The sequence below is a fragment of the Actimicrobium sp. CCI2.3 genome (genome assembly GCF_035019065.1).
Lineage (GTDB): Bacteria > Pseudomonadota > Gammaproteobacteria > Burkholderiales > Burkholderiaceae_D > Actimicrobium.
This window is the reverse complement of the sequence record NZ_JASJWR010000005.1, coordinates 125047-150632: the sequence shown is the minus strand read 5'-3', so window position 1 is coordinate 150632 and position 25586 is coordinate 125047. Positions and strand designations below refer to the sequence as shown.

The window sequence follows — 25586 nt, the reverse complement described above, 5'->3', positions numbered from 1 at the left end:
GTGGATGGAAAGTTAAGGGGTGATTTGATAACCATCGTTGAGCGTGCCGAGAAAGGCGATCACGTCGTCGATTTCCTGCGCCGACAAGGCCGGGGCCATGCCGGGCAGGCGGTTGTACGGCACTTCGGTGGTGTTGACATTTTTTTTGTAGGCGGCCGGCAGATCGTCGAACTTGTCGATGCTGCCGTCGGCGGCACGCGGATACCATTCCTCCGGATTGGTATCGCGCCGGACATAAAAGCCGAGCACGTCGCGCAAATTAGTGAACCGGCCATTATGGAAAAACACTTTACGGGTCGTGACGTTGCGCAAGCTCGGCACCTTGAAGGCACCGCATAGATCGGTGCGACTGCTCAGGTCACTGCGGAGTGGGCCGCACAGGCCGAGGTCGAAATAGGCCGGGTCGGCATTGGCTGGAATGGCCGGATTGCGCGGTACACCGATGTTGTCGTAGCTGAAATCGGTGAACAGCGGCGGGCTGCCATCGGTGCCTCGCGCGCTGACATGGCAGGCGGCGCAGTTGCCCTTGGCGGGATTGTTGAACAGCGCCAGCCCGCGCAACTCGGTACTGTTGAGCGCGACTTTGCCGGCCAGGAACTGGTCGTATTTGGCGTCGAACGGGAAGAACTCGTGGTCCTCTTTCTGGTATTGCTGCAACGCGAAACCGATGCGATCGACTGTCTGTTCGGGGGCACTCAGGATGTCGCTCCCAAATACCTGGCGGAATTCTTCGACATAGGTTGCCTTGGCAAGACGGTCCGTCAGATCGACGGCGCTGATGTTGGCCATTTCATGCGCGGCCAGCAACGGCACGCGAGCCTGCTCGGTCAGCGTCGCGGCACTGCCGTCCCGATTGAAACCGGCGGTCGGCGTGCCATCTTTGGCAAAGAAGAAAGACGGCAGCAAGTTCAGATAACGTAACGACGGGACGGCGCGCGTGCCCGGCATTTGCTGATTGGTACCGCCGAGTTGCACCGACAGGTCGTTCGATTGCGCATGGGCGTTGGCCTGATTATGGCAAGTGGCGCAAGCCATCTGGCCGGACGCCGACAACGACGTATCGCTGAAGATTTTCTGGCCCAGCAGCGCTGCCGCACTGAGAGTCATCGTCGAGGGAGACGCCACTGCGGGAGTCATTGCGGTGTTACTGCTGCCGCCTCCGCCGCAGCCAGACAGAATCAGCAAACTGAACAGCACGATGCGGGTGTTGCTCAGCAGCGGGACATGTCGGGCGATGGATGATCGGCAGGAAGTACTTGATGGCATGGGAATAGGTGGGGCAACACTACTGATCGGGCTGGATTTTCCTCCAATGAGAATGATTCTAATTTAGATAGGGGGTTTCAACAAGCCCCGTCGACCTGTTTGCCATGTTTTGATAGGGTGGATGTGTCAGTGTGTCCTTCTCACCACCGGCCGGATCAGCCGTAGGGTGCAATAACCGAAGGGCATTGCACCGACCCCACTCAGCCCGCCACCGGCACCAGCAAACTGCGCAACAATTCGCTCACGCCTTCCCACACAATCTGCACGCCAAGGCACATCAAGATGAATGCTGATAGCCGCATGAAAATCACGGTGCCCGCTTCGCCCAGTGGTTTGAGCAGACGCTGCGCATAGCGAAACGCCAGATACAGCAAGCAGGCGATGACCAGCAGTGCCAGCACGCCGCCGCTCATGCGCGCCAGCGACAGCGCGAGGCGCTGGTCATTGAGCGAAACGCCGATCGTGATGGCTGCCGCGATCGATCCCGGCCCGCAGCTGATCGGGAAGGTCAGCGGGTAGAACGCCTGGCGCAGTGTTTGTTCATTCGAATACTGGTCTGCCAGTTCGGTGCGGCGATCGTCGGTGACATGGCTGGCATTAAGCAAACGCCAGGCATTGGCCGCGACGATCAGCCCGCCACCGACCCGGACGATCGGCAGCGAGATGCCGAAAAACTCCAGAACGTACGAGCCGACCAGCATCGAACCGGCCATCAGCGCAAACATGTTGCGTGCAATTTTGCGCGCCAGCAGCGCACGCGTCTTGGTCGATGCGCCCTGTGTCAGGCTCAGGAAGATCGGCGCGGTGGCTGCCGGATTGAGAATCGGCAGCAGCGCCGCCAGCACGAACAGGAAGCTTTTACCTAACAGCACCAATAGTTCGATGGCCATCTCAGGACGCCGTTGTGGATGATGCCGTCATCGCACGCATTTTCTGGCGCAACAGTTTTTCCTGTTTCTGTTCTACCAGCCAGTCTTCGCGGATCGCGCGCCACAGCGAGTAGGCCATCAGCATGATGACAATCGTGAAGGGCAGCGCGAAGACAATCGTTGCAGTTTGCACGGCCTTGAGACCACCGGCCAGCAACAAGCTGATCGCGATGCCTGCCACCAGCACGCCCCACATGATCTTGACCTTGTTCGGCGGATTCGGATTGCCGCCGGTACTCATCATGCCGAGCACCAGCGTGGCGGAGTCACCCGAGGTGACGAAGAACACCATCACCAGCACGGTCGCCACGCCGGACATCAGCATGCCGAATGGCAGCGCATTGAACATCGTGAACAGCGCTGTCGAGACATCGAGCTTGACCGCTTCGGTCAGTGGCACGTTCTGCCAGATTTCCAGATACAGCGCGGTGCCACCAAAGACCGAAAACCAGACGAAGGCAGCCAGTGTCGGTGCCAGCACGGTGCCGATGATGAATTCGCGGATGGTGCGGCCGCGTGACACGCGGGCAATGAACAGGCCGACAAATGGCGACCAGGAAACCCACCAGGCCCAGTAGAAAATAGTCCAGCCGCCGACCCAGTTGCCTTCGCTGAAAGGGGTCATGCGCAGGCTCATGTTGACGAACTCGCTCAGGTAGCTGCCCAGCGTATTGGTAAAGGTGTTGATGATGGCAACCGTCGGTCCGACCACGAAGACGGCCAGCGCCAGCAGTGCAGCCAGGATCAGATTGATCGACGAGAGCCATTTGATACCGCGCTCCACGCCGGTGACCGCTGAAGTGATGAACAACGCGGTCGTGATGGCGATGATGGCGACCTGCGACGTATCGCTGACCGGCAGTCCGAAAAGCGCACTGAGCCCGCTATTGATTTGCAATGCGCCGATTCCGAGCGAGGCGGCGACGCCGAATGCGGTGGCAATGACCGCGAGCACATTGACCACGACGGCAGATTTTTTTGCCAGTTTCCATGGCAGTGCTTCAATCGAGGTGCTAACCAGTGCCGGTTGCCCGCGACGGAACTGAAAGAAGGCGATGGCCAGCGCGACGATACTGTAGACCGCCCAAGGATGCAGGCCCCAGTGGAAAAAGCTGTAGCGCATCGCGGCGTTGGCGGCGGCTGGCGTGTTGGAAAGGTAGCCCGGTGGTGCCGTGCCATAGTGCGAAATCGGTTCTGCCACACCCCAGAACACCAGTCCGATACCCATGCCGGCAGCAAATAACATGGCGAACCAGGCGGGAACCGAAAATTCCGGTTCATCGTCTTCCTTGCCCAGTTTCATGTTGCCGTAACGGCTGAACGCCAGGTACAACGTCAGGAGGACCAGCGCCAGCACCACCCAGAGGTACAGCCATCCAAAGTCATGGGTAATAAAAGCCAGCGCTTGGTCGAATACGGCGCTCAGGGAGGTCGGTGATAGCAGGCCCCAAAGAACAATGGCCAGAATCGAGCCGGCGGAAAGAATGAGTTGCATGGTGAAAATCCAGGTAAATCGCCATCATTGACAGCGGTGCTCGCCGAAAAGAGGTTCTGTTCCGGTCAAGCGGGCGCGATCTTAACAGAGCGCTGTCGCACAAACGAAAAAGCCCGCCACGGTAGAAATATCCGGGTCGGGGTAGGGCACGCTCGTACTATTGCCTGAAGGATCGCAGATTACCGCTGGGAAGTATGTGTGCTGCATCGCTTTCAATGGCGATCAGGTGCTACCGGAACTGTTCGGGCATAAAAAAACCCCGGGGATTACGCCCGGGGTTTTTTGTCAACGAATGCTGCGTGGATCAGTGTCCTGAAGAACCCGAGGCACCAATACCGGTTTCCGAACGGACTTTCTGAGCCGGATAACCAGCGCGATCGAGGCGAGCGCGCTCGCTGTTGTCGGTGATCGAGAACAGCCAGATGCCGACGAAACCGGCCGTCATCGAAAACAGCGCCGGTGACGTGTACGGGAACATTGCGTCAGCGTAACCGAAGACGTCAACCCAGACCGACTTCGAAACAACCGTCAAGCCCACTGCGGTGATCAAGCCCATGAAGCCACCGATGGTCGCACCGCGTGTGGTGCAGTCTTTCCACAGTACCGACATGAACAGGACCGGGAAGTTGGCCGATGCGGCAATCGCAAACGCCAGCGACACCATGAACGCGATGTTTTGCTTCTCGAACACGATACCGAGTACGACAGCGATGATGCCCAGGCACAGTGTGGTGATGCGGGATACTTTCAATTCACTGGCGCTGGTTGCCTGGCCTTTTTTGAAGACGGTGGCATACAGATCATGCGATACCGCCGACGCGCCGGACAAGGTCAGTCCGGCGACTACTGCCAGGATGGTGGCAAAAGCGACCGCCGAGATAAAGCCGAGGAACACATTGCCGCCGACCGCTTTGGCAAGGTGAATCGCTGCCATGTTATTGCCGCCCAACAGTTTGCCGGCTGCATCCTTGAATTCAGGATTGGTGCTGACCAGAACGATTGCGCCAAAGCCGATGATGAAGGTCAGGATGTAAAAGTAAGCAATCCAGGTGGTGGCCCAGAACACTGACTTGCGGGCTTCCTTGGCATTCGGGACGGTGAAGAAGCGCATCAGGATATGCGGCAGACCAGCGGTACCGAACATCAGTGCCATGCCGAATGAAATTGCCGAGATCGGATCCTTGATGAAGTTACCCGGGCCCATGATCGATTGACCTTTGGTATGGACTTCAACTGACTTGGCGAACAAGGCTTCCGGGCTGAAGCTGAACTGCTGCATCACGATGTAGGCCATGAAAGTGGCACCCGCCAGCAGCATCACCGCCTTGATGATTTGCACCCAGGTGGTCGCGGTCATGCCGCCGAACAGCACGTAAATCATCATCAGGCTACCGACCACGACGACGGCGATCCAGTATTCCAGACCGAACAGCAGCTTGATCAGCTGACCCGCTCCGACCATTTGCGCGATCAGGTAGAACGCCACGACAACCAGCGTGCCGGATGCCGCAAAGATACGGATCGGTGCTTGCTGGAAGCGATAGGCGGCGACGTCGGCAAAGGTGAAGCGACCGAGGTTACGCAAGCGTTCTGCCATCAGGAAGGTAATGATTGGCCAGCCGACCAGAAAGCCGATCGAGTAGATCAGGCCATCGTAACCATTGAGGTACACGGCAGCCGAAATACCGAGGAACGACGCTGCTGACATATAGTCACCTGCAATCGCCAGACCGTTCTGGAAGCCGGTGATGCCACCGCCGGCCGTGTAGAAGTCCGAGGCCGATTTGGTCTTGGCAGCGGCCCACTTGGTAATGAATAGCGTGAAAATGACGAAGGCACTGAACATCCCGATGGCAGTCCAGTTGGTCGGTTGCTTGGCGACCTGACCGAGATCCGGACCGGCAGCATAGACAGTACCAGCCAGAGCGAGCAGCGCTGCGGCCATGAAAAGGCGTTTGATAGTCGGCATTACAGAACCTCTTTGCGAATGGCTGCGGTCAGCGTGTCGAACTCGTCATTGGCGCGTCGGACATAAATGCCGGTGATGATGACGGTAAAAACGATCACGAACAGGCCGATTGGCATGCCCCACGTCATGACGCCAGCACCGATTTTGGCACCCAGCAATTCTTTATCGAAAGCAATCAGCGTAATGAAACCGTAGTACACGATTAACATCAGCCAGGTCATCGTCCAGCCATAGGACGAGCGTGTCGCTACCAGTTTTTGGTAGTTGGGATTGGCCATCACCCGTTCAACGAGGTTGTCTTCCATCTTTGTCTCCTGTTTTTATGTGAATGCTGCCGTGCTGCTTTTTTGAACGTGAGCTACGCCGCTTCTGACGTTATAAAAACCAACGCGCGGTGAACCTTATCAGCCATTTCTTACCGCCTTCTTACGGTCTTCAAAAATAGCTGACCTGGCCGCTTTCAGAAGTGTTTCGGTTGCCAATGACAGGGTCTGCCAGAGGGGTATGCGAGGCAGCGTACAGACCTTGTCCGCCAATCTGCGCATTGTGTGCGGGATGCTTGTGCGCCCCTGCGCACCAGATGTTGGCCCGGCCCGCATGATCGCGCCCGGCCCCACCGGAGAATTGAATATGGTTTCAAAAATAAATAGTCACGCTGGTTCCGATACCCCGGTCTGGTTCATCACCGGTTGCTCGACCGGCTTTGGCCGCGAACTGGCTACGCAAGCACTGGAACAAGGCTATCGCACTGTCGTGACCGCCCGTAATCCGGCCGATGTCAGCGACCTGGCCGCGCTGGGCGATGCGCTGGTGCTGGCGCTGGACGTGACCGACCAGTCCCAGGTCGATGCCGCCGTGCAGGCGGCCATGGTCCACTTCGGCCGTATTGATGTGCTGGTCAACAATGCCGGCATCGGCTATTTTGCGGCGGTCGAGGAAAGTGATGAAGAGCAGGTCCGGCGCATGTTCGAGATCAATCTCTTCGGCGTGAGCCGCATGATTCGCGCCGTGCTACCGGGCATGCGCCAGCGGCGTGCCGGCTTTATCGTCAATCTTTCATCGATCGGTGGCTTGCGTTCGTTCCCGGCGGTTGGTTATTACAACGCCACCAAGTATGCCGTCGAGGGCCTGTCCGAAGCGTTGTGGCAGGAAGTCGAGCCACTCGGCATCAAGGTCATGCTGGTCGAGCCGAGCGGGTTTCGCACTGACTGGGCGGGTCGCTCGGCCAACGAGAGTGCCGTTTCGATCGACGATTACGTCGCCACGGCCGGTGCCTGGCGCGCACAGGTGCGGGCCTCGTCGGGCAAGCAGGCGGGCGATCCGAAGCGTGCCGCCCACGCCATCATCACCGCCGTCTCGGCCGCGCAGCCGCCGCACCGGCTGCTACTGGGGAACCAAGCCTACGACGGCGCGATCGAAAAACTCGACTTGCTGCGCACGGAATTTACCGCGTGGGAAGCTGTCTCGCGCGGGGCTGATTTTCCGCAAGACCCTGCCGTTCGCTAACCTTTTTCGGAGAACACATCATGAGTCAATTTCAGATCGCCGTCGTTGTCGGCAGCTTGCGTAAAGATTCTTTCAATCGCAGGATGGCCACCGCCATCGCCCGGCTGGCCCCGCCGGAATTTACTTTTACCCAGCTCGAAATCGGCGACCTGCCGCTGTACAACGAAGATGATGATGCCAATCAGGCCGCGCCCGTGCTGCGCCTGAAGGCCGCGATTACCTCGGCGCAGGGCCTGCTGTTCCTGACGCCCGAATACAACCGTTCGCTACCAGGCGTGCTCAAGAATGCGATTGACCACGCTTCGCGTCCGTATGGCCAGAGTGTCTGGGCCGGCAAGCCCGCCGGCGTGCTTGGCGTGTCGGTGGGAGCGATCGGCACCGCCATGGCGCAACAGCATTTGCGAAACGTGCTGGCGTATCTGGATGTTCCGACGTTAGGGCAGCCGGAAGCCTTCCTCCAGGCCAAGGACAGCCTGTTCGATGAGACCGGTAATATCGGTCCCGACAGCAAACCCTTCCTGCAGGCCTGGATGGACAAGTATGTCGATTGGGTCAAGCGCCATACAGCCTGATTTTCCCTTTTAAGAAAGGTAGTCCATGAACAAGACGATGCAAGCAGCGGTGGTGGAGCAATTCGGCCAGCCGCTGGTGATAAAAGCCTGCCCGATCCCGACGCCGGGACCAGGCCAGATTCTGGTCAAGACCGAGGCGTGCGGTGTCTGCCATACCGACCTGCATGCGATGCATGGTGACTGGCAGCTCAAGCCGGCGCTGCCCTTTATCCCGGGTCATGAGGGTATCGGCATTGTGGTGGCGCTCGGTGCCGGTGTCACCAGCGTGCGCGAAGGCGAACGGGTCGGCGTGCCGTGGTTGTATTCGGCATGCGGGCATTGCGAGCACTGCCTGGCCGCGTGGGAAACCGTCTGCGCCGAGGCCGAATTTGGTGGCTATACCAAGAACGGCGGCTTTGCCGAATACATCCTGGCCGATCCGAATTACGTCGCCCATATTCCGGAAGGCCTGTCGGCGGTCGACGCGGCACCGCTCATTTGCGCGGGTGTGACGACCTACAAAGGCATCAAGGAAACGGCTGCCCGCCCCGGTCAGTGGATCGTCATTTCCGGTGTCGGTGGACTCGGCCATCTCGCGGTCCAGTATGCGAAGGCCATGGGCCTGCTGGTGTGTGCGGTCGATATCGACGATGGCAAGCTGGCCCACGCGACCAAGCTGGGTGCCGATGTCGTCGTCAATGCCAAAAAAGGCGATGCGGTGGAAGCGGTCCGGCTGGCCACTGACGGCGGTGCGCACGGCGTGCTGATCACGGCACCATCGCTGATCGCCTTCAAGCAAGGCGTCGGCATGACGCGCAAGCGCGGCACCTGCGTCCTGGTCGGCCTGCCACCCGGCGAATTCCCGACGCCACTATTCGACGTGGTGGCCAACTGCATCACGATCCGTGGCTCGTTTGTCGGCACGCGTCAGGACATGAACGAGGCGCTCGCTTTTGGCGCTTCCGGCAAGGTCAAGGCCGTCGTCGAATTGCAGCCGCTGTCGGCGATCAACCAGATTCTTGGTCGGCTCGAAAAGGGCGAGGTACCATCACGGGTAGTAATCGACTTTTCCCTCGCTGCCGGTTGATGTGACTGATGTGACTGATGCGGTCTGCCGGCCGGGAACAACGACTTGTTATGAGGAGTGTGCTATGACCTACTCAACCCTGATGGTTCAGCTTGAACTCGGCCAGCCCAATACCGACGTGCTGCGTATTACGGCGGATCTGGCGCGCCGTTTCGATGCGGCCGTGATCGGTATTGCAGGGTGCCAGCCGATGCAGATGGTGGTTGGTGACGGCTACATCTGCGGCGACTTGCTTGCCGAAAACGATCAGCTGATCGTGGCCGAAATGGCGGCCGCCGAACAGCAGTTTCGCACTGCGCTGGCGGGCTCTGTCGGTGCATTGTCATGGCGAGGCAATCTGTCATGCTCGTCGATCGCCGATTACATTGCGCGCGCCGCACGCGCCGCCGACCTGATCGTGGCAAGTACTGCGCCGGATATAGCCGATGTGCAGCGGCGTTTGAATCTCGATGATCTGGTCATGCAGGCAGGGCGACCATTGCTGGTGGTGCCGCCAGCAGCACCGTTGCTGCAACGCGTGCTCATTGGCTGGAGCGATACGCGTGAAACCCGGCGCGCTGTCGCCGACGCGTTACCGTTGCTGAAAATGGCAACGCAGGTGGTGGTGGTCGAGCTCGATTATGCCAACGAGCAGGACGCTGCCCACAATCGACTCGACGACGTTTGCGCATGGTTGCATCGCCATGGCATCGACGCCACGGCAGTGACAGCGGTATCCCATGGCGATGAAGCGAAACAGTTGCAAGGTATTGCCAACGACCAGCATGCCGATGTCATTGTTGCCGGTGCGTTCGGGCATAGCCGCTTGCTGGAATGGGTGCTGGGTGGTGTCACGCGGAGCTTGCTGGTGCCGGTGGGGCGGTGTTCTTTGTTGTCGCATTGATGGGGCATTGCACCGAATGCACTGACTGCGGTTGCTGATTCTGCATGCGCTCCGTCACGACCAAGCCGGGGGCGGCCCGGCAGCCGGTCACTTCTTTTTGCTTCGCCAAAAAGAAGTAACCAAGAAAAAGGCGACCGCGAAGCGGCTGCCCTTCGGGTTCCCAAAAGTCGGAGCCAGTCAGGGGGAGTGCCGCAAACTCGCTTCGCTCAAACATGCGTCACTCTTATCCCCTGCCTGACCCCGACTTTTGGCAGCTGCTTCAATGCGGAACAGGTCAAGGTCAACTGCCACTTCAACATCAACATCAACATCAACATCAACCCCCACGATTCCCGCTCAATCGTAGGGTGCAATAACCGAAGGGCATTGCACCGAATCACAAGCTCAATGCTTCGCCGTCCCCCACACTTCCGCTACCCGCGCATCGCGCCCGCAACCGTTGCGGTAGTACGCGTAACGGATCGGATTTTTCTTGTAGTAATCCTGATGGTAGCCCTCGGCTGGATAGAAGGTTGTCAGCGGGATTGTCTCGGTCTCGATCTGTTTGATGATGCCGGCTTTCAGGATCGCGGTCTTGCTGGTTTCGATGGCGGCGCGCTGGGTGTCATTCTCTACAAAGATCGCGCTGCGGTACTGGCTGCCGACGTCGCAAAACTGACGATTCTTGACGGTCGGGTCAATGTGATGCCAGAAGTAATCGAGCAGCGTCGCATAGCTGACCTTGGCCGGATCGTAAATGACCTTGACGACTTCGATATGGCCGCTGTTGCCGGCGCTGACCTGTTCGTAAGTCGGATTGACGAGCTTGCCGCCGCTGTAGCCTGAATCGACTTCCAGTACCCCTGGCAATTTTTCAAAATCGGCTTCGATACACCAGAAGCAACCGCCACCGAACACGGCGCTTGCGGTTGGTACCGTTGGTGCGGCCGGTGCGGCCGGCTTTTGTGCATGGGCAGCAGCACTGAGTAGCAGCGCGGATAACAATATAAAAAGACGGTTCATGTTCGTAACTCCGGAAGAGCCTGGTCGGCGGGGATGAATTGCAGCGCAACGCCATTGTTGCAGTAGCGCAGGCCAGTCGGTTTGGGTCCGTCGTTGAAGACATGACCCTGATGCCCGCCGCACCGTGCGCAGTGGTATTCGGTGCGGGGGAAAAGGATCTTGTAATCAGTTTTGGTCACGATCCCGGCCGGGATGAAATCATAAAAACTCGGCCAGCCGGTGCGACTGTCGAACTTGGTGCTGCTCTTGAACAGCGGGTTGCTGCACGCGGCACAGACGAACGTGCCACTGCGCTTTTCGGCATCGAGCGCACTGCTGCCGGGGCGCTCGGTGCCTTCTTCAAACAGCACGTTGTAACTGGCTGGCGATAGCAATTGTTGCCATTGCGCCGGGGACTTGCTGACAGCAAAAGTGGTCGGTGCAGCAAAGGCCGACGGTGCCATCTTGAGCAGCGTCGCGCCACCGAACAGGCCGGATAGTTTCTGGATCAGTTGACGTCGGTTCATGGATTCTCCCTCGAGGAATGTGCAGTAAAGTCTACCTGCTGTGGCCCTTTGTCGCTGGTGCCGGCGATGGCTTACAACTCCTTGCGGCGACGCCGGATCAGCAGGAACACCGCCGGCACCACGAACATCGACAGCAGCGGTGCGGTGATCATGCCGCCGACCATCGGTGCGGCGATGCGCTGCATCACTTCGGAGCCGGTGCCGGCCCCGAGCAGGATCGGCAACAGACCGGCGATGATGACGGCCACCGTCATCGCCTTGGGCCGTACCCGTTGCACCGCACCCGCCCGGATGGCCGTCAGCAGATCGGCTTCGCTGCCCGCGCCTCGCGCCAGACTCGCATCCCAGGCCTGGCGCAGATACAGCAGCATGATCACGCCGAACTCGGCCGATACACCGGCCAGCGCAATGAAGCCGACCGCGCTGGCGACCGAGATGTGCTGGTCGAGCAGCCACAGCAACCAGATGCCACCGGCCAGCGCAAACGGCAACGTGGCCATGATCAGCACGGCTTCATCGAGGCGGCGAAAAGTCAGGTACAACAGCAGCGCGATGATGGCCAGCGTGGCCGGCACCACGATGCGCAGGCGTTCGGTGGCGCGTTCGAGGTATTCGAACTGACCCGACCAGGAAATGGCATAACCGGCTGGCAGCGTCACCTGCTTTGCCACGGCTTGCTGCATCTCGCGCACGGCCGAGCGCAAGTCGCGTTCACGGATGTCGACATAGACCCAGCCGGACAAGCGCGCGTTTTCACTTTTCAGCATCGGCGGACCATCGCTGACACGGATTGCGGCCAGATCGCCAAGACGAATCTGCGCACCGCGCCCGGTCAGCACCGGCAAGTCACGCAGCGCACCGACTGAGTCACGCAAGCCTTGCGGATAGCGCACATTGATCGGGAAGCGCTGCAAGCCTTCGACCGTCTCGCCAATATTCTCGCCGCCGATGGCCGCTGCGATGAGGCTCTGCACCTCGGCGACCGGCATGCCGTAACGCGCTGCCGCTGCACGGTCGATATCGATGTCGATATAGCGCCCGCCATTGAGCCGCTCGGCCAGCGCCGAGCTGATCCCCGGCAGCGGTTTGACGATCTGCTCGATCTGCTGCGTGAGTCGGTCGATGGTCTGCAGATCGGGGCCGCTCACCTTGATGCCGACCGGACTCTTGATGCCAGTGGCGAGCATGTCGATGCGGTTGCGAATCGGCGGCACCCACAGGTTGGATAGTCCCGGCACGCGCACGATGCGGTCGAGTTCGTCGACCAGCAACGCTGGCGTCATCCCGGTACGCCACTGATCGCGCGGCTTGAAGCGGATCGTGGTCTCGAACATTTCCATCGGTGCCGGATCGGTCGCGGTCTCGGCCCGTCCTGCCTTGCCGAAAACGGTGGCGACTTCCGGCACGGTCTTGATCAGCCGGTCGGTTTGCTGCAGCAGTTCGGTCACTTTGCCGATGCTGATCCCCGGCAGCGCCGACGGCATGTACAGCAGATCGCCTTCATCGAGCGGCGGCATGAATTCGCTGCCCAGTTGCGACGCCGGCCACAGCGTCAGCAGCGTCGCGCAGCATGCCACGGCGACCGTAGTTTTCGGGAAGTGCAGCACGCCATCGAGCAAGGGCCGGTACAGCGCACCCAGCCAGCGGTTCAGCGGATTGCTGTGCTCGGCCGGAATCCGGCCGCGGATCAGATACCCCATCAATACCGGGATCAGCGTGACTGACAATAACGCGGCGGCAGCCATCGCATAGGTCTTGGTGAAGGCCAGTGGCGCAAACAGTTTGCCCTCTTGCGCTTGCAGCGTGAACACCGGAATGAATGACAGCACGATGATCAGCAAGGAAAAAAACAGCGCCGGTCCGACTTCGACAGCCGCATCGCCGATCACGCGCCAGCGCTGTGTCGGCATCAGCTTCTGGTCCGGATGATCGTGCTCCCAGGCTTCGATATGCTTGTGGGCGTTTTCGATCATCACCACGGCCGCGTCGATCATCGCGCCGATGGCAATTGCAATCCCGCCCAGCGACATGATGTTGGCATTGACGCCTTGCGCATGCATGACGATGAAGGCCGCCAGAATACCAATCGGTAGCGTGATGATGGCCACCAGTGCCGAGCGCAGATGGCCGAGAAACAGCGCACAGACCAGCGCCACGACAAGGAATTCTTCCAGCAGTTTTTCGTGCAGGTTGCTGACCGCGCGTTCAATCAGGTCCGAGCGATCGTAGGTGGTGACGATCTCGACACCGGCCGGCAAGCTGCGCTTGAGCGTGGCGATTTTTGCCTTGACGGCAGCGATGGTACTCAGCGCATTTTTGCCGGAACGCAGGATGATCACGCCACCGGCGACTTCGCCTTCGCCATTGAGTTCGGCCACGCCGCGCCGCATCTCCGGCCCGATCCGCACTTGCGCGACATCACCCAGTCGTACCGCCACGCCGGCATCGCTGGCGCTCAGGCCGATCGCCCGGAAGTCGGCGAGTGAACGCAGGTAACCGTTCGATCGCACCATGTATTCGGCTTCGCCCATCTCGAGCACGGCACCGCCGGTTTCCTGATTGGCACGCTTGACGGCTTCGATCACCTTCTCGTGCGTGATGCCGAAGGCACGCAGCTTGTCCGGATCGAGCACGATTTGATACTGACGTACCATGCCGCCCAGACTGGCGACTTCGGCCACGTCGGGCACGGTCTTGAGTTCCGGTTTCAGGAACCAGTCCTGCAGTGCGCGCAACTGCGACAAGTCGGTCTTGCCCGTGCGATCGACCAGCGCGTATTCATAAATCCAGCCGACCCCGGTGGCATCCGGACCGAGCGTGCTGCGCGCTTGCGGCGGCATGCGTGATTGCGCCTGACCGAGCGACTCGAGCACGCGTGAACGGGCCCAGTACGGGTCGGTACCCTCCTCGAACAACACGTAGACAAACGAATCGCCAAAGAACGAATAGCCGCGCACAGTCTTCGCACCCGGTACCGACAGCATCGTTGTGCTCAGCGGATACGTGACCTGATCCTCGATCAGTTGCGGTGCCTGCCCCGGATAGGTGGTGCGGATAATGACCTGCACGTCCGACAGGTCCGGCAGCGCATCGAGCGGCGTTTTGTCGAGCGCCCACAACCCCCAGCACGTGACGACGACCGTGGCCAGCAAGACCAGCACGCGATTGATAATCGACCAGCGGATTAGCAGTGCGATCATGGCGCGCTCATCCGGCTGGTGATGCCTTTCAGGCTGGCGTCGGAGTCAATCAGGAACTGGCCCGAGCTGACCACTTTCTGGCCGGCTTGCACGCCGCGCAGCACGACGGTCTGGCCGTTTTCTTCGGCACCGGTCTCGATATCGGCTGGCGTAAAAGTACCGCCGTCATTGGCCAGCATCACGACCGTGCGCTTGCCGGTGCGGATTACTGCCTCAGTCGGAATCAGCAGCACCGGTGCACCCGCTGGTGCGATGAATTGCAATGTCGCGAACATGCCAGGCGCCAGCAGCGCGGCCGGATTGGCCAGTTCGATACGCACCTTCAGCGTGCGCGTCGCCGCGCTGACATCCGGCAGGATGGCATCGACCCGGCCGCTGAATGTCTTGCCGGGTAGCGCGGCGATCTGCGCGGTCACGGCCATCCCCGGTGTGACCCGCGCGACCAGACTTTCCGGCAGTTCGGCATGCAGCCAGACGGTACCGGTGCCATTGATCCGCAGCAGCGGTGCACCGGCCATCACGGTACTGCCGGGCCGTATCGACAGGTCGGTAATGACACCGTTGACCGGTGCCCGCAAGGTCATGCGCGCCTGTACTTTGCCGCTGCTGGCGACGTGCGCAATTTGCGTCTCGTTCATGCCGACCAGCACCATGCGCTGGCGGGCACCGTCGAGCAGCAGCGCGTTATCGGGCAGACGCTGCACGGTCAGAAATTCTTCCTGTGCAGCGATCCAGTCCGGCACGGTCAGCTCGACCAGCGTCTGGCCTTGCCGCACCGGGTCCAGCACGGCACGCACCGGCAAGCGTTCGACAAAGCCGTTCGCGCGCGCTTGCAGCACGACTGCATCGCGCTCGTTCCAGGCGATGGTGCCGACGGCGGCGAAGGTCGCCGGCAACGTGCCGGTCGTGACCGTGGCGGTGCGTACGCCGAGGTTTTGCTGCATGCGCGCACTGATCGCGATGCCGCCGACGTCATTGCTAGCACCGCTGCCAGCCTCGGCGTAGACCGGCACCAGTTCCATGTCCATGAACGGCGACGGACCTGGTTTGTCGAATTTTTGTCCTGGCACCATCGGGTCATGCCAGTACAAAACTTTTTTGTCTGCGGCGGGGCTGGCAGCGACCGGCATGACGGTGGCTTGCCGCTTGCCTAGCTGGTACAGACCGGTACCAATGAGTATGGCGACGACGGCAAGGACGGGGAACAGCTGGCGGTTTTTCATCGGGTGACTCCGGAGTCGTCGTCGAGCAGGAAGTTAAGTTGCGCCCACAGGCGGGCAGCGCTGGCAGCGTGATCGACGGCCATCAAGGCCACCTCGGTTTCATTGCGCCGCGCCAGCAACAATTCGGGCAGCGTCGCCTTGCCGCCGCGCCAGGCTGCCAGCACGGCCGCACTGCGCTGCTGCGCCAGCGGGATCAGGTCCATTTCGTAACGCTGGTGGCGCGCCAGGTCGGTGCGCCACGCATCGAGCAGATTGCGGGTTTGCGCCTGGCGTTCACGCAGTGCTTCGTCGCGTTCGGCACGCGCTTGCCCGACGCTGGCCAGACGTGCGGCCAGCATGCGGTCCTGCCGATTGGCCTGGTCCAGCTGGAACGGGATCGACAGCCCGACCGACACCATATTGGCGTAAGCCGGTCCGCGCTGCGCGTAGCCAACCTCGACACTCCAGTCGGATTTTTTTTCGGTCAGCGCCAGCCTTGCTTCGGCCGCGGCGACCTGTTCCTGCGCAGTGAGTACCGCAATTTCCGATTCGCGCGACAGGTCGGGTGCGAGGGGCTCGCGCGCCAGGTGATCGATATCGGGCGGGCCGGACAGTGTGTCGTTGCCGGTGGTGCCGGTCCAGCGCGCCAGCATCGTGGCCGCGGCGCGAGCGCGCTGCGCCAGTTCATCACGCTGATCGTCGATTAATACCACCGCACTGCGCGCGGCCAGCACATCGGCAAGACTGCCGCGTCCGCCGCGATAAGCGCCGTCAGCGGCGAGAATTTCTTGCCGGGCCTGCGTCGCTTGCAGTTCCACCAGCGCGAGTTTCTGTTCGGCGTAATAGCGATCAAGCCAGGCCATCGCGGTGGCGCGACGCAGTGCAGCCGTGGCGGCGCGTCGTTGCGCTTCGGCCTTGTCGGCAGTGCGCAATTGCACGTCGCGTCGCGCGCTGCGTTTGTCGCTGCCAGTGAGTTCTTGCTGGATGCCGACGCGGCGCATCGTCATGAAATCGCGACCGAGGCTGCCGCGGTCCATGCCGTCGGCCGGGATGTTGTCGATACCGATCCTCAAGACCGGGTCCGGTAACTGGCCCGCCGCGATCGCCAGCGAACGCGCCGCGTCTGCCGCTGCGACATGGCTATCGAGCTGGCGTGAATAGTCGAGCGCTTGCTGCTGGGCGGCAGCCAGTGTCAGCGTCAGCGGGGCGGCATGCAGTGTGCCGGCAGCCAGCAAGGTGAAATAAAAGAGGACGAACGAATGACGCATGATTTCTCCGGATGACAGAACGCAACGGCACCGCACGAGGCGGTGACACGAACAGGGTCAGTCCCGAAAAATCAGAGCAGGAAGCGGCAGTGCAGGATGGGTTTGGGCGGAGCGGTCGTGCGCGCCAGAATGAAGCCCGGCAACATGCGACGTGAGGTCGGTAGCGTGGCCGGTGCCAGTTGCTGCACCAGCGCTGCCGGAATGAATAGTGCCGCATGCGGCGTGACCGGTTTGTCCGGCAGCTGATGGCCATCGTGCTGATGGGCATGGCAAAGTGCCGGTTGCACCATGTCCATGTCGGCACAATCCGGCATCACCTGAATCACCCGCATCGTCAGACTGCTGGCCTGCCCCGGACACACATACGCCGCCAGCGCCAGCTGTGCGAACAGCACGCTGAGGAGGGCAACGAAGACGACCAGCAGGCGTCGCAAGGGCAGAATTGTCATGGCCGGAGTTTAACCGAAGTGCGGTGTCACGCTGGCCGGGAAAGTCGGTGCGCGCCGATGCCGGGTCGCCTGCTCGTAGGCATAGGCCAGCTTGATCAGCGTGCCTTCGGCATAGGCACCGGCAACGAACGAGATCCCCACCGGCAGGCCCGCTATGAAGCCGGCCGGTACCGTGATGTGCGGATAACCGGCCACCGCTGCCGGACTCGAAAAACTCTCGCCGTAGTGATCGGCATTGATCGGATCGGTCAGCCACGCCGGACCACCGGTCGGTGCGAACAGCGCATCGAGCTTGAATTCGGCCAGTACCTGATCGATGCCTTCGGTACGCGCATAGCGGTGATTGTTGGCCAGGGCCTCGCGGTACTCCGGACTGTCGAGACCGCCCTTGGCTTCGGCCCGCACGAACAGTTCCTGATCAAAGAACGCCATTTCGACCGGCCGGTGGATCAGGTTGAAGGCAATCACGTCCTTGAGCGAACTGACTGCAGCACCTTGTCCGAATTCGGCCAGATAGGCATTGAGGTCGGCCTTGAGTTCATACAGCATCACGTCAAGTTCCGAGTCGCCGTACTTGTTCATATTGGGCAGCTCGACATCAATCAGGATCGCGCCCCTGGCTTTGAGCACCAGCAGCGCGGCATCGGCGATCTGTTGCACGTAAGGGTTGCCGGAGCGGGCATTGGTAACGACGCCGATACGCGCGCCGCGCAAGCCATCGGCATCGAGGAAGCGGGTGTAATCCTGTGCCTTGCCGGTGTTGGTGGCCGTGACAGCGGTGGCAGTATCGCGTGCATCGACACCGGTCATCGCCCCCAGCAGCACGGCGGCATCCGCGACGCTGCGCGTCATCGGGCCGGGCGTGTCCTGACTGTGCGAGATTGGAATGATGCCGTCGCGGCTGATCAGGCCAACCGTCGGTTTCAGGCCGACCAGTCCGCACAGTGAAGCCGGCGAGGTGATCGACCCATCGGTTTCGGTGCCCACCGCAATCGCGGCGAGGCTGGCGGCGATGGCCGCTGCCGAACCGGAACTCGAGCCGCTGGTATTGCGATCCAGCGCATACGGATTACGGGTCAACCCACCGCGCGCGCTCCAGCCCGACGTCGAGCGGGTCGAGCGGATATTGGCCCATTCGCTCAGGTTGGTTTTGCCGAGGATGACTGCGCCGGCGGCACGCAACTGCGTGACAAGGAACGCGTCACGCGGTGCTTTGGCACCGATCAGGGCGAGCGAACCGGCGGTGGTCTGCATCGCATCGGCGGTGGCGATATTGTCCTTGATCAGGACCGGGATGCCATGCAACGGACCGCGCGGACCGCTGGCCTTGCGCTCGGCATCGAGGGCGCTGGCGATGGCCAGCGCGTCGGGATTGCGCTCGATGACGGCATTGAGATGCGGACCGGATTTGTCGAATGCCTTGATGCGGGCCAGATAGTGCACGGTCAGCGCGTGCGATGTCAGCGCGCCGCTGCGCATCGCCGCCTGCAATTGCGCGACGTCGGCCTCGACCAGATTGAGCTTGCTACCGGCTGCATTGGCTGGCGTGGCGATGGTGCCGATGGTGCCAGCAGCAGCACTCAGCTTGATGAAATTTCTGCGATTCATGGTGACTCCGTGGTGATCCAATAAAAACCCCCGCTGGTCATTTCACCAGGCGGGGATGCCGGACCTGCTGGCTCCGGTCAGAACTTGTAGGCCGCGCCGATATTGATGAAGCGCCCGACGCCACCGGCCTGATGCAAGGCGGCGTCAAAGAAGGTACCACCGGCACCGCCGTAAGTCTGGTAATCCAGCGGTGGTGCCTTGTTTAATGCATTTTGCACGGACGCGTGGAAAGTCCAGTTCTTGTCGAACTTGTAGCTGCTGTACACATCGAGCGTGGTGAAGCTGGCGACGCGGCAATACTGCGCCGGGACCGCTCCCGAGAATGCCGGGCCGCTGAACGAGTTGTTGATCGCACTGGCGCAATCGACGGCACCGACAGTCGGATCCGTGACCTTGAAACTGCTGATCCAGTTGACCGTACCGGCAACGCTCAGCGGACCTTTTTCCCAGGTCGTGATCAGATGGGCGCGGTCACGCGGGTTGCCGGTATCCCCCGAGACGCCCGATGGACCATGCGTGCCGGCCAGCTGGTAGATGGTGCCGTCGGCCCCGACTTGCTCGTACTTGAGCATGTGCGACTCCTGGAATTCGACGGTCAGTTTGCCGGCGGCTTTCAGGTTCATCGTGTAGCGCATATCCAGGTCGATGCCGCGCGTATGGGTGCTCTGGGCATTTTCATACGGGAACGGCGCGAACAGGATGTTGCCCGCGCCCGGCGTCTGGTTGACGCTGCCGCCCGCGCCGTTGAATGGCTGGATCGTCGGCGACGATCGGACCAGATTGCCGGCAAAACTGTAGGTCGGGTCGCCCGAGCTGGAGATGATCTGGTTGGCGATGCGGATGTCATAAAAATCGGCCGACATGTTGAACTGCTTGGTCGGCTCGAAGATGACGCCCAGCGTGTACGACTTCGAGGTTTCGGGCTTGAGCCTGGCGTTCGGTTGCTGCACGCCGAGCAGTCCGATGGCGCATTGACGCGGATAGTTGCCGGCCAGCGTGGCCGGATCGACACCCGGCGAGGTGTTCGGACATAGCGCATTGTCGCGGTACGTGGTGTAGTAAAACGACTGACCGGCGTTGCCGTTCTCGGCCGGATTCGGTGCCCGGAAACCTTCGGCATAGGTGCCGCGGAAGGTGACGATTTCCAGGGGCGCAAACTTGAAACCGACTTTCGGACTGGTTGCGCTACTGCTGCCGTTGTATTTGTCGAAGCGGACCGCACCATCGAGTTCGAGGTTCTTGCGTACCGGCGCGACCAGTTCGACATAGGCGGCCGATATGTTCTGGTTGCCGATGGCAAAGGCATTGTTGCCGACCTGCGTGCCATTGGCGAAAGCATCGGCCGCTTGCGCATTGAGCTCGCGATGGGTGAACTCGGTACCCACACCAACGGCCAGCGGGCCGCCCGGCAATGCCATCAATTCACGCGTGCCGCGCAGACTGACAAATTCGAGGATGTCGGTCGCTTTTGAATTGGTTTGCGGTGCGACAAACGCGTTGGCGGCGGCACTGTTGCCACCTGCTGCCTGACCGACCAGATACGGTGTGGTCGGATTGTTCAGCGCCGATTGCAGGTTCAGAAAATTGATCGAACCGTGACCGGTTTGCTTGACGATATTTTCCGTGAATCCGGCCGAGGCGGTGACGTCCCATTTGCCGATGGTACCGGTGAGGTCGCCGACAAAACGGTAGGTCTGCGAATCGACACTGGTTGAACTGCCGCCAAGGTTGGCGAAGTTGTATTGCAAGACTTGCGTCGCGCCGGTCGTGTTGCCCGGATAGCTGGACGGCACCGTGATCAGCAGCGGCGCGTTGGCTGGCGTGATGTAAGGAATGCCGCCTGGCTTGTAGGCCACCGATGAGAGGCCGCTCAGGCCACCGGTGCCGGAATAGCCATTGATCTGTTCGGCTTGCGAATCGAACAGCGAGCCCTTGAGCTTGAGCTCCCAGTCACCGGCCAGTTTTTGCGTGTGCGAACCCACGATGTTGATATTGCGGGTCTGTGGCTGGATCTCGATATTGGCATTGCGGTACGCGCATTGTCCGGCGGCGAGGCGGGTGGCATCGCAACCCGGCAGGAAGCCGCTGATGTTGCCGCTGGCCGGATCGAGCAGGTAACCGGTGATGCTGCCCGGATAACCGGCGTTGAGGTTGTTCGGTACGCCCGAAGTCAGGTTGTTGCCACCCTGGCTGGTCAGGTCGGTGTTCGTGAAGGCCATGCCGCTGCGCTGCGAGACCAGAATCTTGTCCTGCTTGCGGTATTCGACCGACAGGTAAGAGTTGTGGCCGTCTTCGGCCAGATCGCCCCAGCCGATGATGCCGGACGCGTGGCTGGTGGTGCCGCCACCGCGCGTGCTGGTCCCGGTTTCTGCCGCGATCTCCTGGCCGACGTAGGTTTTTTTCAGGATCACGTTGACCACCCCGGCAACCGCATCCGAGCCGTACACCGACGAAGCGCCGTCTTTCAGGACTTCGATGCGGTCGATTGCCTCGAACGGAATCTGGCTGATATCGACAAAGCTGCGCTGGCCGTCATCGGACAAGGCATACGGTGCCATCCGGTGGCCATCAATGAGTACCAGCGTCGCGCCGACCGTCAGGCCGCGCAACGCAACACCGCTGGCGCCGCTGGAAAACGCGCCGTTGAACGATTGCGACAGCGTGCCCGCGCCGTTGGCCGTGATATTGCGCAAGACGCTGGAGACATCCGTATAGCCCGACGCTTTTAAGTCTTGCAGCGTGATGACCTGTACCGGACTGGGCGTTTCCTTGTCGATGCGGCGGATGTTTGATCCGGTCACTTCGACCCGCTGAACCTTGTCGCCGTCAACCTGCTGCGCATGGGCGTTGTGGATTGCCAGTGGCATCAGGGCCAGACTGCCCAGCGCCAGCGCCTTGATCTTGATGCTTCTCGTCGTGGATTTCATCGTTGATTCCAGTCTTCATCCTCGGGTTGCCGGGCACAGGATAGTGTTCCGGCAGGTACAGCGGTCCGACGCAGTTCGGGAGCGGCTGCTCCCCCTGCTGTCGGTGGGTAAAGAGGTGTGCTGCGTGATCAGTCAGGTCGGATTTCGTGCACCAGTGCGGTCGCGCCGTAAATCACGGACAGGGTTTCGAGGATGGCACCGCTGTGCACGGCGACCGCCCGGTTAAGGCGCGGGTCGAACCAGAACGCGCCGCCCAGCGAGTGGATATTGCCGTCAAAAATCAGGCCAACGATTTCGCCATTGCGGTTGACCATCGGACTGCCGGAGTTGCCGCCGATGATGTCGTTAGTGGTCGAAAAATTGAACGGTTGCGAGAGATTGAGTCGGGGTTTCGCAGCCAGCCACGAAGCTGGCAAGGCGAACGGCGCGACGCCGGTGTCACGCTCGAACGCACCGGCGAGCGTCGTGAATGGCGCGACCGGCTGGCCGGCTTCCTCCCAGCCCTTCACTTCGCCATACGACAGGCGCAGCGTGAAGGTCGCATCCGGATAGTCGCCGGTGCCGCGCTGGGCAAAGCGGGCCTGGGCGATCAGCTCGGCGTTGCGTTCGACGACCGATTCGACCTCGCGTTCGTAGTCCTTGCGCAGTGCGCGCGCAGCCGGATCGATCGCCAGCGCAAGGCGGATGAATGGATCATCGGAGCGCTCGATGGCTGCTTGCCCGCCTTCCCACAGTGCCTTGCGCACGGCGAGGTCGCCAAGACGGGTGCTGCCGATCAGCGCAGCGGCCAGTTGTTCCGGCGACTGCCGGCCCAGCACCTGCTTGACTAGCGGATGATCGGTACCGAGCCGTTCGCGCAGCTTGGTCAGCGAAAAGCCGAACTTGACCTGTTCAAACGCGGGATAGACGGGGGCACTGGAAAACAGTTGCTGTTCCAGTTCGGGCAGCTTGCCGTCAGTGAATTCCGGCAGGCGCTGGCCGTTCGGCAGGCTGCGTTCGCGGGCGGCACGCACGAGCAAACGGGCTGTCTCGAAATAGGTTGTGTTGAAAGCACGTCCGCGCGCGATAAGGACGTACGGTTTTTCCAGTTGGCGATAGGCTTGTTCGGCGGCAGCGATGGCATCCCAGGCCGGACCGACGCTGCTGGCAAGGGCTGTGCTGGCGGCGGTGTAGCGACGCAGTTCGGCTTCTTCGGCCAGCTTGCGTTCTCGCAGGGCCGGGTCGAGCAGGGCGGTCAGTTCACCGAACATCGCCTTGTAGCTGTTTTCAACACCAAACAGCGTGCCTTCGGAAATCCGTGCGGCTTCCGGATTGCTTTTACCGAACTGCTCCAGCACGCCACGCAGTTCGGCCAGTTCCAGCAAGCCGCCGATCAGGCCGAGGTCGCGGATGGTATCGAGTTGCGCCATCGTCAGCTGTCGCTGTGTCGAGCCGGGGTGGCCGGTGACGAACACCAGTTCATTGTCGGCAGCACCGTTCTTGCTAAATGGCAGGAAATGGGAGATGGCGGCGGGCTTGCCGTTTTCGTAGGCGCGCACCAGCGCGATGTCGAGGTCGAAGCGCGGGAAATTAAAGTTATCCGGATCGCCGCCAAAAAAGGCGCTGTCCTTTTCAGGTACCCAGACTAGCCGGGTGTCCTGGAAACGATGGTAACGGTACAGGTGATAGCGACCACCGTGATACAGATCGACGACGTCACAGCGCACTGTCTCGCGTTCTTTGCCGATACAGGCCGAGGCCAGTGTGGCTTTGATTTCGTTCTGGGCCGCCTTGAAGGCTTCTCCCTGCAAACCCCGGGTGGCATCCTTGACCTGACTGGTTACGTCGGTAATCAGTTCGAGCCGGTTCAGTTCGATTTCCGGGCAGCGCACTTCCTGCTCGCGCTGGCGTGCCAGAAAACCATCCTGCATGTAGTTTTTGGTGGCGGTCGATAGCTGGTCGACGCACTCCGACGCGCAATGGTGATTGGTCATCACCAACCCATCTTTGGAGATGAACGACGCCGAACAGCCGCCAGCGATCCGCGCCGAGCCTTGCATCATGCGGTTGGTCCATGCGGCGGTCGGGGTGAATTGGTAGGCAGCTTGCAAACGGTCGGTCGGCAGGTTGTCCAGTGTCCACATTCCCTCGGCGGCAAAGGCCATGCCCGGAAGCACCAAAAGGAGGGAGAGCAACGAAGTATTACGCAAAAGTGTCTCCAAAGTATTAACTATGGAGATGACATTAGCATAGGTTTAAAAACGATGTTTTTTGGAAACTTAGCGTCGCGGGAGCAACATTATTGCAGGGTGAAAGGCCGATGGAGCGTCGTGAAAAGTTGGTGCGAGATGCGGTTTTGGTTGCAAAGTTCTGCAGGACGGTGCGGGGTTTTGGGGGAGGGGGCATTGCACCAGGCCGACCTCAACCGTAGGGTGCAATAACCGAAGGGCATTGCACCAGGCACACCGACTTTTATCTAACCCAGCAATTTCATCAATGCCTTGGCAGCCGGGGCCGACGACGCCGGATTCTGTCCTGTGATGAGCAAACCATCGGTGACGACATACGGCTGCCAGTCTTCCAGTTTGGAATACGTGCCGCCATTTTGCCGCAGCATGTCTTCGACCAGAAACGGTACGACATCGGTCAGCCCGACTGCCTGTTCTTCGGTGTTGGTAAAGCCGGTGACGGCTTTGCCATCCACGACGGATTTGCCATTGGCGGCTTTTGGATGACGCAGTACGGCGGGCGCATGGCATACCGCGACGACCGGTTTTCCTGCGGCCAGCATGGTCTCGATCAGTGTGATCGACGAGGTGTTTTCGGCGAGGTCCCACAGCGGTCCGTGGCCGCCCGGATAAAAGACCGCATCGAACTTGCCGGCGTCGACACCGGCGAGTTTCACTGTGGTGGCCAGTGCGGCTTGTGCTTCAGCATCTTCCTTGAAGCGCCCGGTGGCATCGGTTTGCGCCGACGCGTCATCACTTTTCGGGTCCAGCGGCGGTTGGCCGCCGAGCGGGGAGGCCAGTGTCAGGGTGACGCCGGCGTCTTTGAAAATGTAATACGGTGCGGCGAATTCTTCCAGCCAGAAACCGGTCTTTTTGCCGGTATCACCGAGTTTGTCGTGCGAGGTCAGTACCATCAGGATATGCATCGTGTGCCTTTCGTATCGGGGAGGGAAGTCGTTCGTGCAGGGGCGTTTTCCGGCCCGCATGAACATTTTTTCACCACCGTAAGCTGCGCGCGGACCAGTTGTCTGTGCGCTGGCGCACTTGTGTCTGCTACCCGGTAATACCGCATCGGAGGCCTGAAACTTCGCTCCAACGGTGCTAGACTTTGCCCGCTTTACGTGATCCGGGCAGTAAGCCTTTTCTCCAGCCAACTGATGTCCCACCTTTTAGGATTCAATATGACCATGAACCGCCGCACGTTCGTTATCCATTCCATTCTTGGTTCCGCCGCACTGGCCACCGCTTCGTTGAGCCAGGCACAAGCTGCCAAAGTCTCAGAAACTGATGCACAGGCGGTTGCCCTTGCGTACAAGGAAGACAGCACCAAGACGGATAAAGTCAAGTTTCCAAAACACACTGCGGAGCAGAAGTGCGCTGGCTGCCAGTTGTACGCCGGTGCAGCAACAGGCTACGGCAATTGTGCTCTGTTCCCTGGCAAACAAGTTGCGGCTACGGGCTGGTGCAGCGCGTACGCCAAGAAGGGCTGATCAACCAGCAATGTGCCGGTTGATTTTTCAAAAAAAAACAC

At 60.6% G+C, this 25586-nt stretch carries 20 protein-coding genes; 5 read left to right on the top strand and 15 right to left on the bottom strand.

The annotated features are described in order from the left end of the window. Positions 1–12: 12 nt before the first annotated feature. The 5 genes from QN370_RS04865 to QN370_RS04845 all read right to left on the bottom strand — a co-directional run bounded on the left by QN370_RS04865 (position 13) and on the right by QN370_RS04845 (position 5964). On the bottom strand, positions 13–1266 hold the full coding sequence (locus QN370_RS04865; RefSeq protein ID WP_322126345.1) for a cytochrome-c peroxidase: 1254 nt from the start codon (positions 1264–1266) through the stop codon (positions 13–15). Between the two features lie 200 nt (positions 1267–1466). Then, on the bottom strand, positions 1467–2156 hold the full coding sequence (locus QN370_RS04860; RefSeq protein ID WP_322126346.1) for a MarC family protein: 690 nt from the start codon (positions 2154–2156) through the stop codon (positions 1467–1469). Position 2157: 1 nt separating this feature from the next. Beyond that, the gene (locus QN370_RS04855; RefSeq protein WP_322126347.1) at positions 2158–3690 is read right to left on the bottom strand and encodes a BCCT family transporter; all 1533 of its coding nucleotides are present in this window, start codon (positions 3688–3690) and stop codon (positions 2158–2160) included. A 304-nt stretch (positions 3691–3994) separates the two neighbouring features. Beyond that, complete coding sequence (locus QN370_RS04850) at positions 3995–5659, bottom strand: cation acetate symporter (protein ID WP_322126348.1); 1665 nt, start codon at positions 5657–5659, stop codon at positions 3995–3997. Further along, positions 5659–5964: a DUF485 domain-containing protein gene (locus QN370_RS04845; RefSeq protein WP_322126349.1), complete on the bottom strand. Its 306-nt coding sequence runs from the start codon at positions 5962–5964 to the stop codon at positions 5659–5661. Before QN370_RS04845 ends, QN370_RS04850 begins: the two co-directional genes overlap by 1 nt. A 325-nt stretch (positions 5965–6289) precedes the next feature. Between QN370_RS04845 and QN370_RS04840 the strand changes: the two genes are divergently transcribed. The 4 genes from QN370_RS04840 to QN370_RS04825 all read left to right on the top strand — a co-directional run bounded on the left by QN370_RS04840 (position 6290) and on the right by QN370_RS04825 (position 9686). Then, positions 6290–7165 (top strand): oxidoreductase, encoded by an 876-nt coding sequence (locus QN370_RS04840; protein ID WP_322126350.1) that lies wholly within the window; start codon positions 6290–6292, stop codon positions 7163–7165. Between the two features lie 20 nt (positions 7166–7185). Then, positions 7186–7737, top strand: coding sequence for an NADPH-dependent FMN reductase (locus tag QN370_RS04835; protein ID WP_322126351.1), 552 nt, complete (start codon positions 7186–7188; stop codon positions 7735–7737). Between the two features lie 25 nt (positions 7738–7762). Continuing rightward, on the top strand, positions 7763–8803 hold the full coding sequence (locus QN370_RS04830; RefSeq protein WP_322126352.1) for a zinc-dependent alcohol dehydrogenase: 1041 nt from the start codon (positions 7763–7765) through the stop codon (positions 8801–8803). A 64-nt stretch (positions 8804–8867) separates the two neighbouring features. Further along, on the top strand, positions 8868–9686 hold the full coding sequence (locus QN370_RS04825; RefSeq protein WP_322126353.1) for a universal stress protein: 819 nt from the start codon (positions 8868–8870) through the stop codon (positions 9684–9686). A 384-nt stretch (positions 9687–10070) separates the two neighbouring features. Here QN370_RS04825 and msrA read toward each other — a convergent pair whose 3' ends face one another. The 10 genes from msrA to QN370_RS04775 all read right to left on the bottom strand — a co-directional run bounded on the left by msrA (position 10071) and on the right by QN370_RS04775 (position 24981). Beyond that, positions 10071–10688: a peptide-methionine (S)-S-oxide reductase MsrA gene (msrA, locus tag QN370_RS04820; protein WP_322126354.1), complete on the bottom strand. Its 618-nt coding sequence runs from the start codon at positions 10686–10688 to the stop codon at positions 10071–10073. Next, complete coding sequence (gene msrB, locus QN370_RS04815) at positions 10685–11194, bottom strand: peptide-methionine (R)-S-oxide reductase MsrB (RefSeq protein ID WP_322126355.1); 510 nt, start codon at positions 11192–11194, stop codon at positions 10685–10687. The genes msrA and msrB overlap by 4 nt, the downstream gene beginning before the upstream one ends. Positions 11195–11265: 71 nt before the next feature. Further along, complete coding sequence (locus tag QN370_RS04810) at positions 11266–14394, bottom strand: efflux RND transporter permease subunit (RefSeq protein ID WP_322126356.1); 3129 nt, start codon at positions 14392–14394, stop codon at positions 11266–11268. Beyond that, positions 14391–15617, bottom strand: a complete 1227-nt coding sequence (locus QN370_RS04805) for an efflux RND transporter periplasmic adaptor subunit (protein WP_322126357.1) — start codon at positions 15615–15617, stop codon at positions 14391–14393. Before QN370_RS04805 ends, QN370_RS04810 begins: the two co-directional genes overlap by 4 nt. Then, positions 15614–16864, bottom strand: coding sequence for a TolC family protein (locus QN370_RS04800; RefSeq protein ID WP_322126358.1), 1251 nt, complete (start codon positions 16862–16864; stop codon positions 15614–15616). Before QN370_RS04800 ends, QN370_RS04805 begins: the two co-directional genes overlap by 4 nt. 71 nt (positions 16865–16935) lie before the next feature. After that, on the bottom strand, positions 16936–17313 hold the full coding sequence (locus QN370_RS04795; RefSeq protein ID WP_322126359.1) for a hypothetical protein: 378 nt from the start codon (positions 17311–17313) through the stop codon (positions 16936–16938). A gap of 9 nt (positions 17314–17322) precedes the next feature. Continuing rightward, complete coding sequence (locus QN370_RS04790; RefSeq protein WP_322126360.1) at positions 17323–18921, bottom strand: amidase; 1599 nt, start codon at positions 18919–18921, stop codon at positions 17323–17325. A gap of 77 nt (positions 18922–18998) precedes the next feature. Further along, on the bottom strand, positions 18999–21848 hold the full coding sequence (locus QN370_RS04785) for a TonB-dependent receptor plug domain-containing protein (RefSeq protein ID WP_322126361.1): 2850 nt from the start codon (positions 21846–21848) through the stop codon (positions 18999–19001). 128 nt (positions 21849–21976) lie between these two features. Beyond that, entirely contained in the window at positions 21977–23992 is a 2016-nt protein-coding gene (locus tag QN370_RS04780; RefSeq protein ID WP_322126362.1) for a S46 family peptidase, read from the bottom strand. Between the two features lie 311 nt (positions 23993–24303). Further along, positions 24304–24981, bottom strand: a complete 678-nt coding sequence (locus QN370_RS04775; RefSeq protein ID WP_322126363.1) for a type 1 glutamine amidotransferase domain-containing protein — start codon at positions 24979–24981, stop codon at positions 24304–24306. Between the two features lie 255 nt (positions 24982–25236). On the opposite strand from QN370_RS04775, the gene QN370_RS04770 reads away from it, so the two are divergent. Continuing rightward, positions 25237–25545, top strand: a complete 309-nt coding sequence (locus QN370_RS04770) for a high-potential iron-sulfur protein (RefSeq protein ID WP_322126364.1) — start codon at positions 25237–25239, stop codon at positions 25543–25545. The last annotated feature ends 41 nt before the right edge of the window (positions 25546–25586 follow it).

Bases quoted from the DNA above. Each gene is read 5' to 3' on its own strand.
- QN370_RS04830 (WP_322126352.1), top strand. From the start codon at position 7,763: ATGAACAAGACGATGCAAGCAGCGGTGGTGGAGCAATTCGGCCAGCCG.
- QN370_RS04790 (WP_322126360.1), bottom strand. From the start codon at position 18,921: ATGAATCGCAGAAATTTCATCAAGCTGAGTGCTGCTGCTGGCACCATC.
- QN370_RS04855 (WP_322126347.1), bottom strand. From the start codon at position 3,690: ATGCAACTCATTCTTTCCGCCGGCTCGATTCTGGCCATTGTTCTTTGG.
- QN370_RS04845 (WP_322126349.1), bottom strand. From the start codon at position 5,964: ATGGAAGACAACCTCGTTGAACGGGTGATGGCCAATCCCAACTACCAA.
- QN370_RS04840 (WP_322126350.1), top strand. From the start codon at position 6,290: ATGGTTTCAAAAATAAATAGTCACGCTGGTTCCGATACCCCGGTCTGG.
- QN370_RS04805 (WP_322126357.1), bottom strand. From the start codon at position 15,617: ATGAAAAACCGCCAGCTGTTCCCCGTCCTTGCCGTCGTCGCCATACTC.
- QN370_RS04800 (WP_322126358.1), bottom strand. From the start codon at position 16,864: ATGCGTCATTCGTTCGTCCTCTTTTATTTCACCTTGCTGGCTGCCGGC.
- QN370_RS04775 (WP_322126363.1), bottom strand. From the start codon at position 24,981: ATGCATATCCTGATGGTACTGACCTCGCACGACAAACTCGGTGATACC.
- QN370_RS04850 (WP_322126348.1), bottom strand. From the start codon at position 5,659: ATGCCGACTATCAAACGCCTTTTCATGGCCGCAGCGCTGCTCGCTCTG.
- QN370_RS04810 (WP_322126356.1), bottom strand. From the start codon at position 14,394: ATGATCGCACTGCTAATCCGCTGGTCGATTATCAATCGCGTGCTGGTC.
- QN370_RS04825 (WP_322126353.1), top strand. From the start codon at position 8,868: ATGACCTACTCAACCCTGATGGTTCAGCTTGAACTCGGCCAGCCCAAT.
- QN370_RS04860 (WP_322126346.1), bottom strand. From the start codon at position 2,156: ATGGCCATCGAACTATTGGTGCTGTTAGGTAAAAGCTTCCTGTTCGTG.
- QN370_RS04795 (WP_322126359.1), bottom strand. From the start codon at position 17,313: ATGACAATTCTGCCCTTGCGACGCCTGCTGGTCGTCTTCGTTGCCCTC.
- msrA (WP_322126354.1), bottom strand. From the start codon at position 10,688: ATGAACCGTCTTTTTATATTGTTATCCGCGCTGCTACTCAGTGCTGCT.
- msrB (WP_322126355.1), bottom strand. From the start codon at position 11,194: ATGAACCGACGTCAACTGATCCAGAAACTATCCGGCCTGTTCGGTGGC.
- QN370_RS04780 (WP_322126362.1), bottom strand. From the start codon at position 23,992: ATGGCCTTTGCCGCCGAGGGAATGTGGACACTGGACAACCTGCCGACC.
- QN370_RS04770 (WP_322126364.1), top strand. From the start codon at position 25,237: ATGACCATGAACCGCCGCACGTTCGTTATCCATTCCATTCTTGGTTCC.
- QN370_RS04785 (WP_322126361.1), bottom strand. From the start codon at position 21,848: ATGAAATCCACGACGAGAAGCATCAAGATCAAGGCGCTGGCGCTGGGC.
- QN370_RS04835 (WP_322126351.1), top strand. From the start codon at position 7,186: ATGAGTCAATTTCAGATCGCCGTCGTTGTCGGCAGCTTGCGTAAAGAT.
- QN370_RS04865 (WP_322126345.1), bottom strand. From the start codon at position 1,266: ATGCCATCAAGTACTTCCTGCCGATCATCCATCGCCCGACATGTCCCG.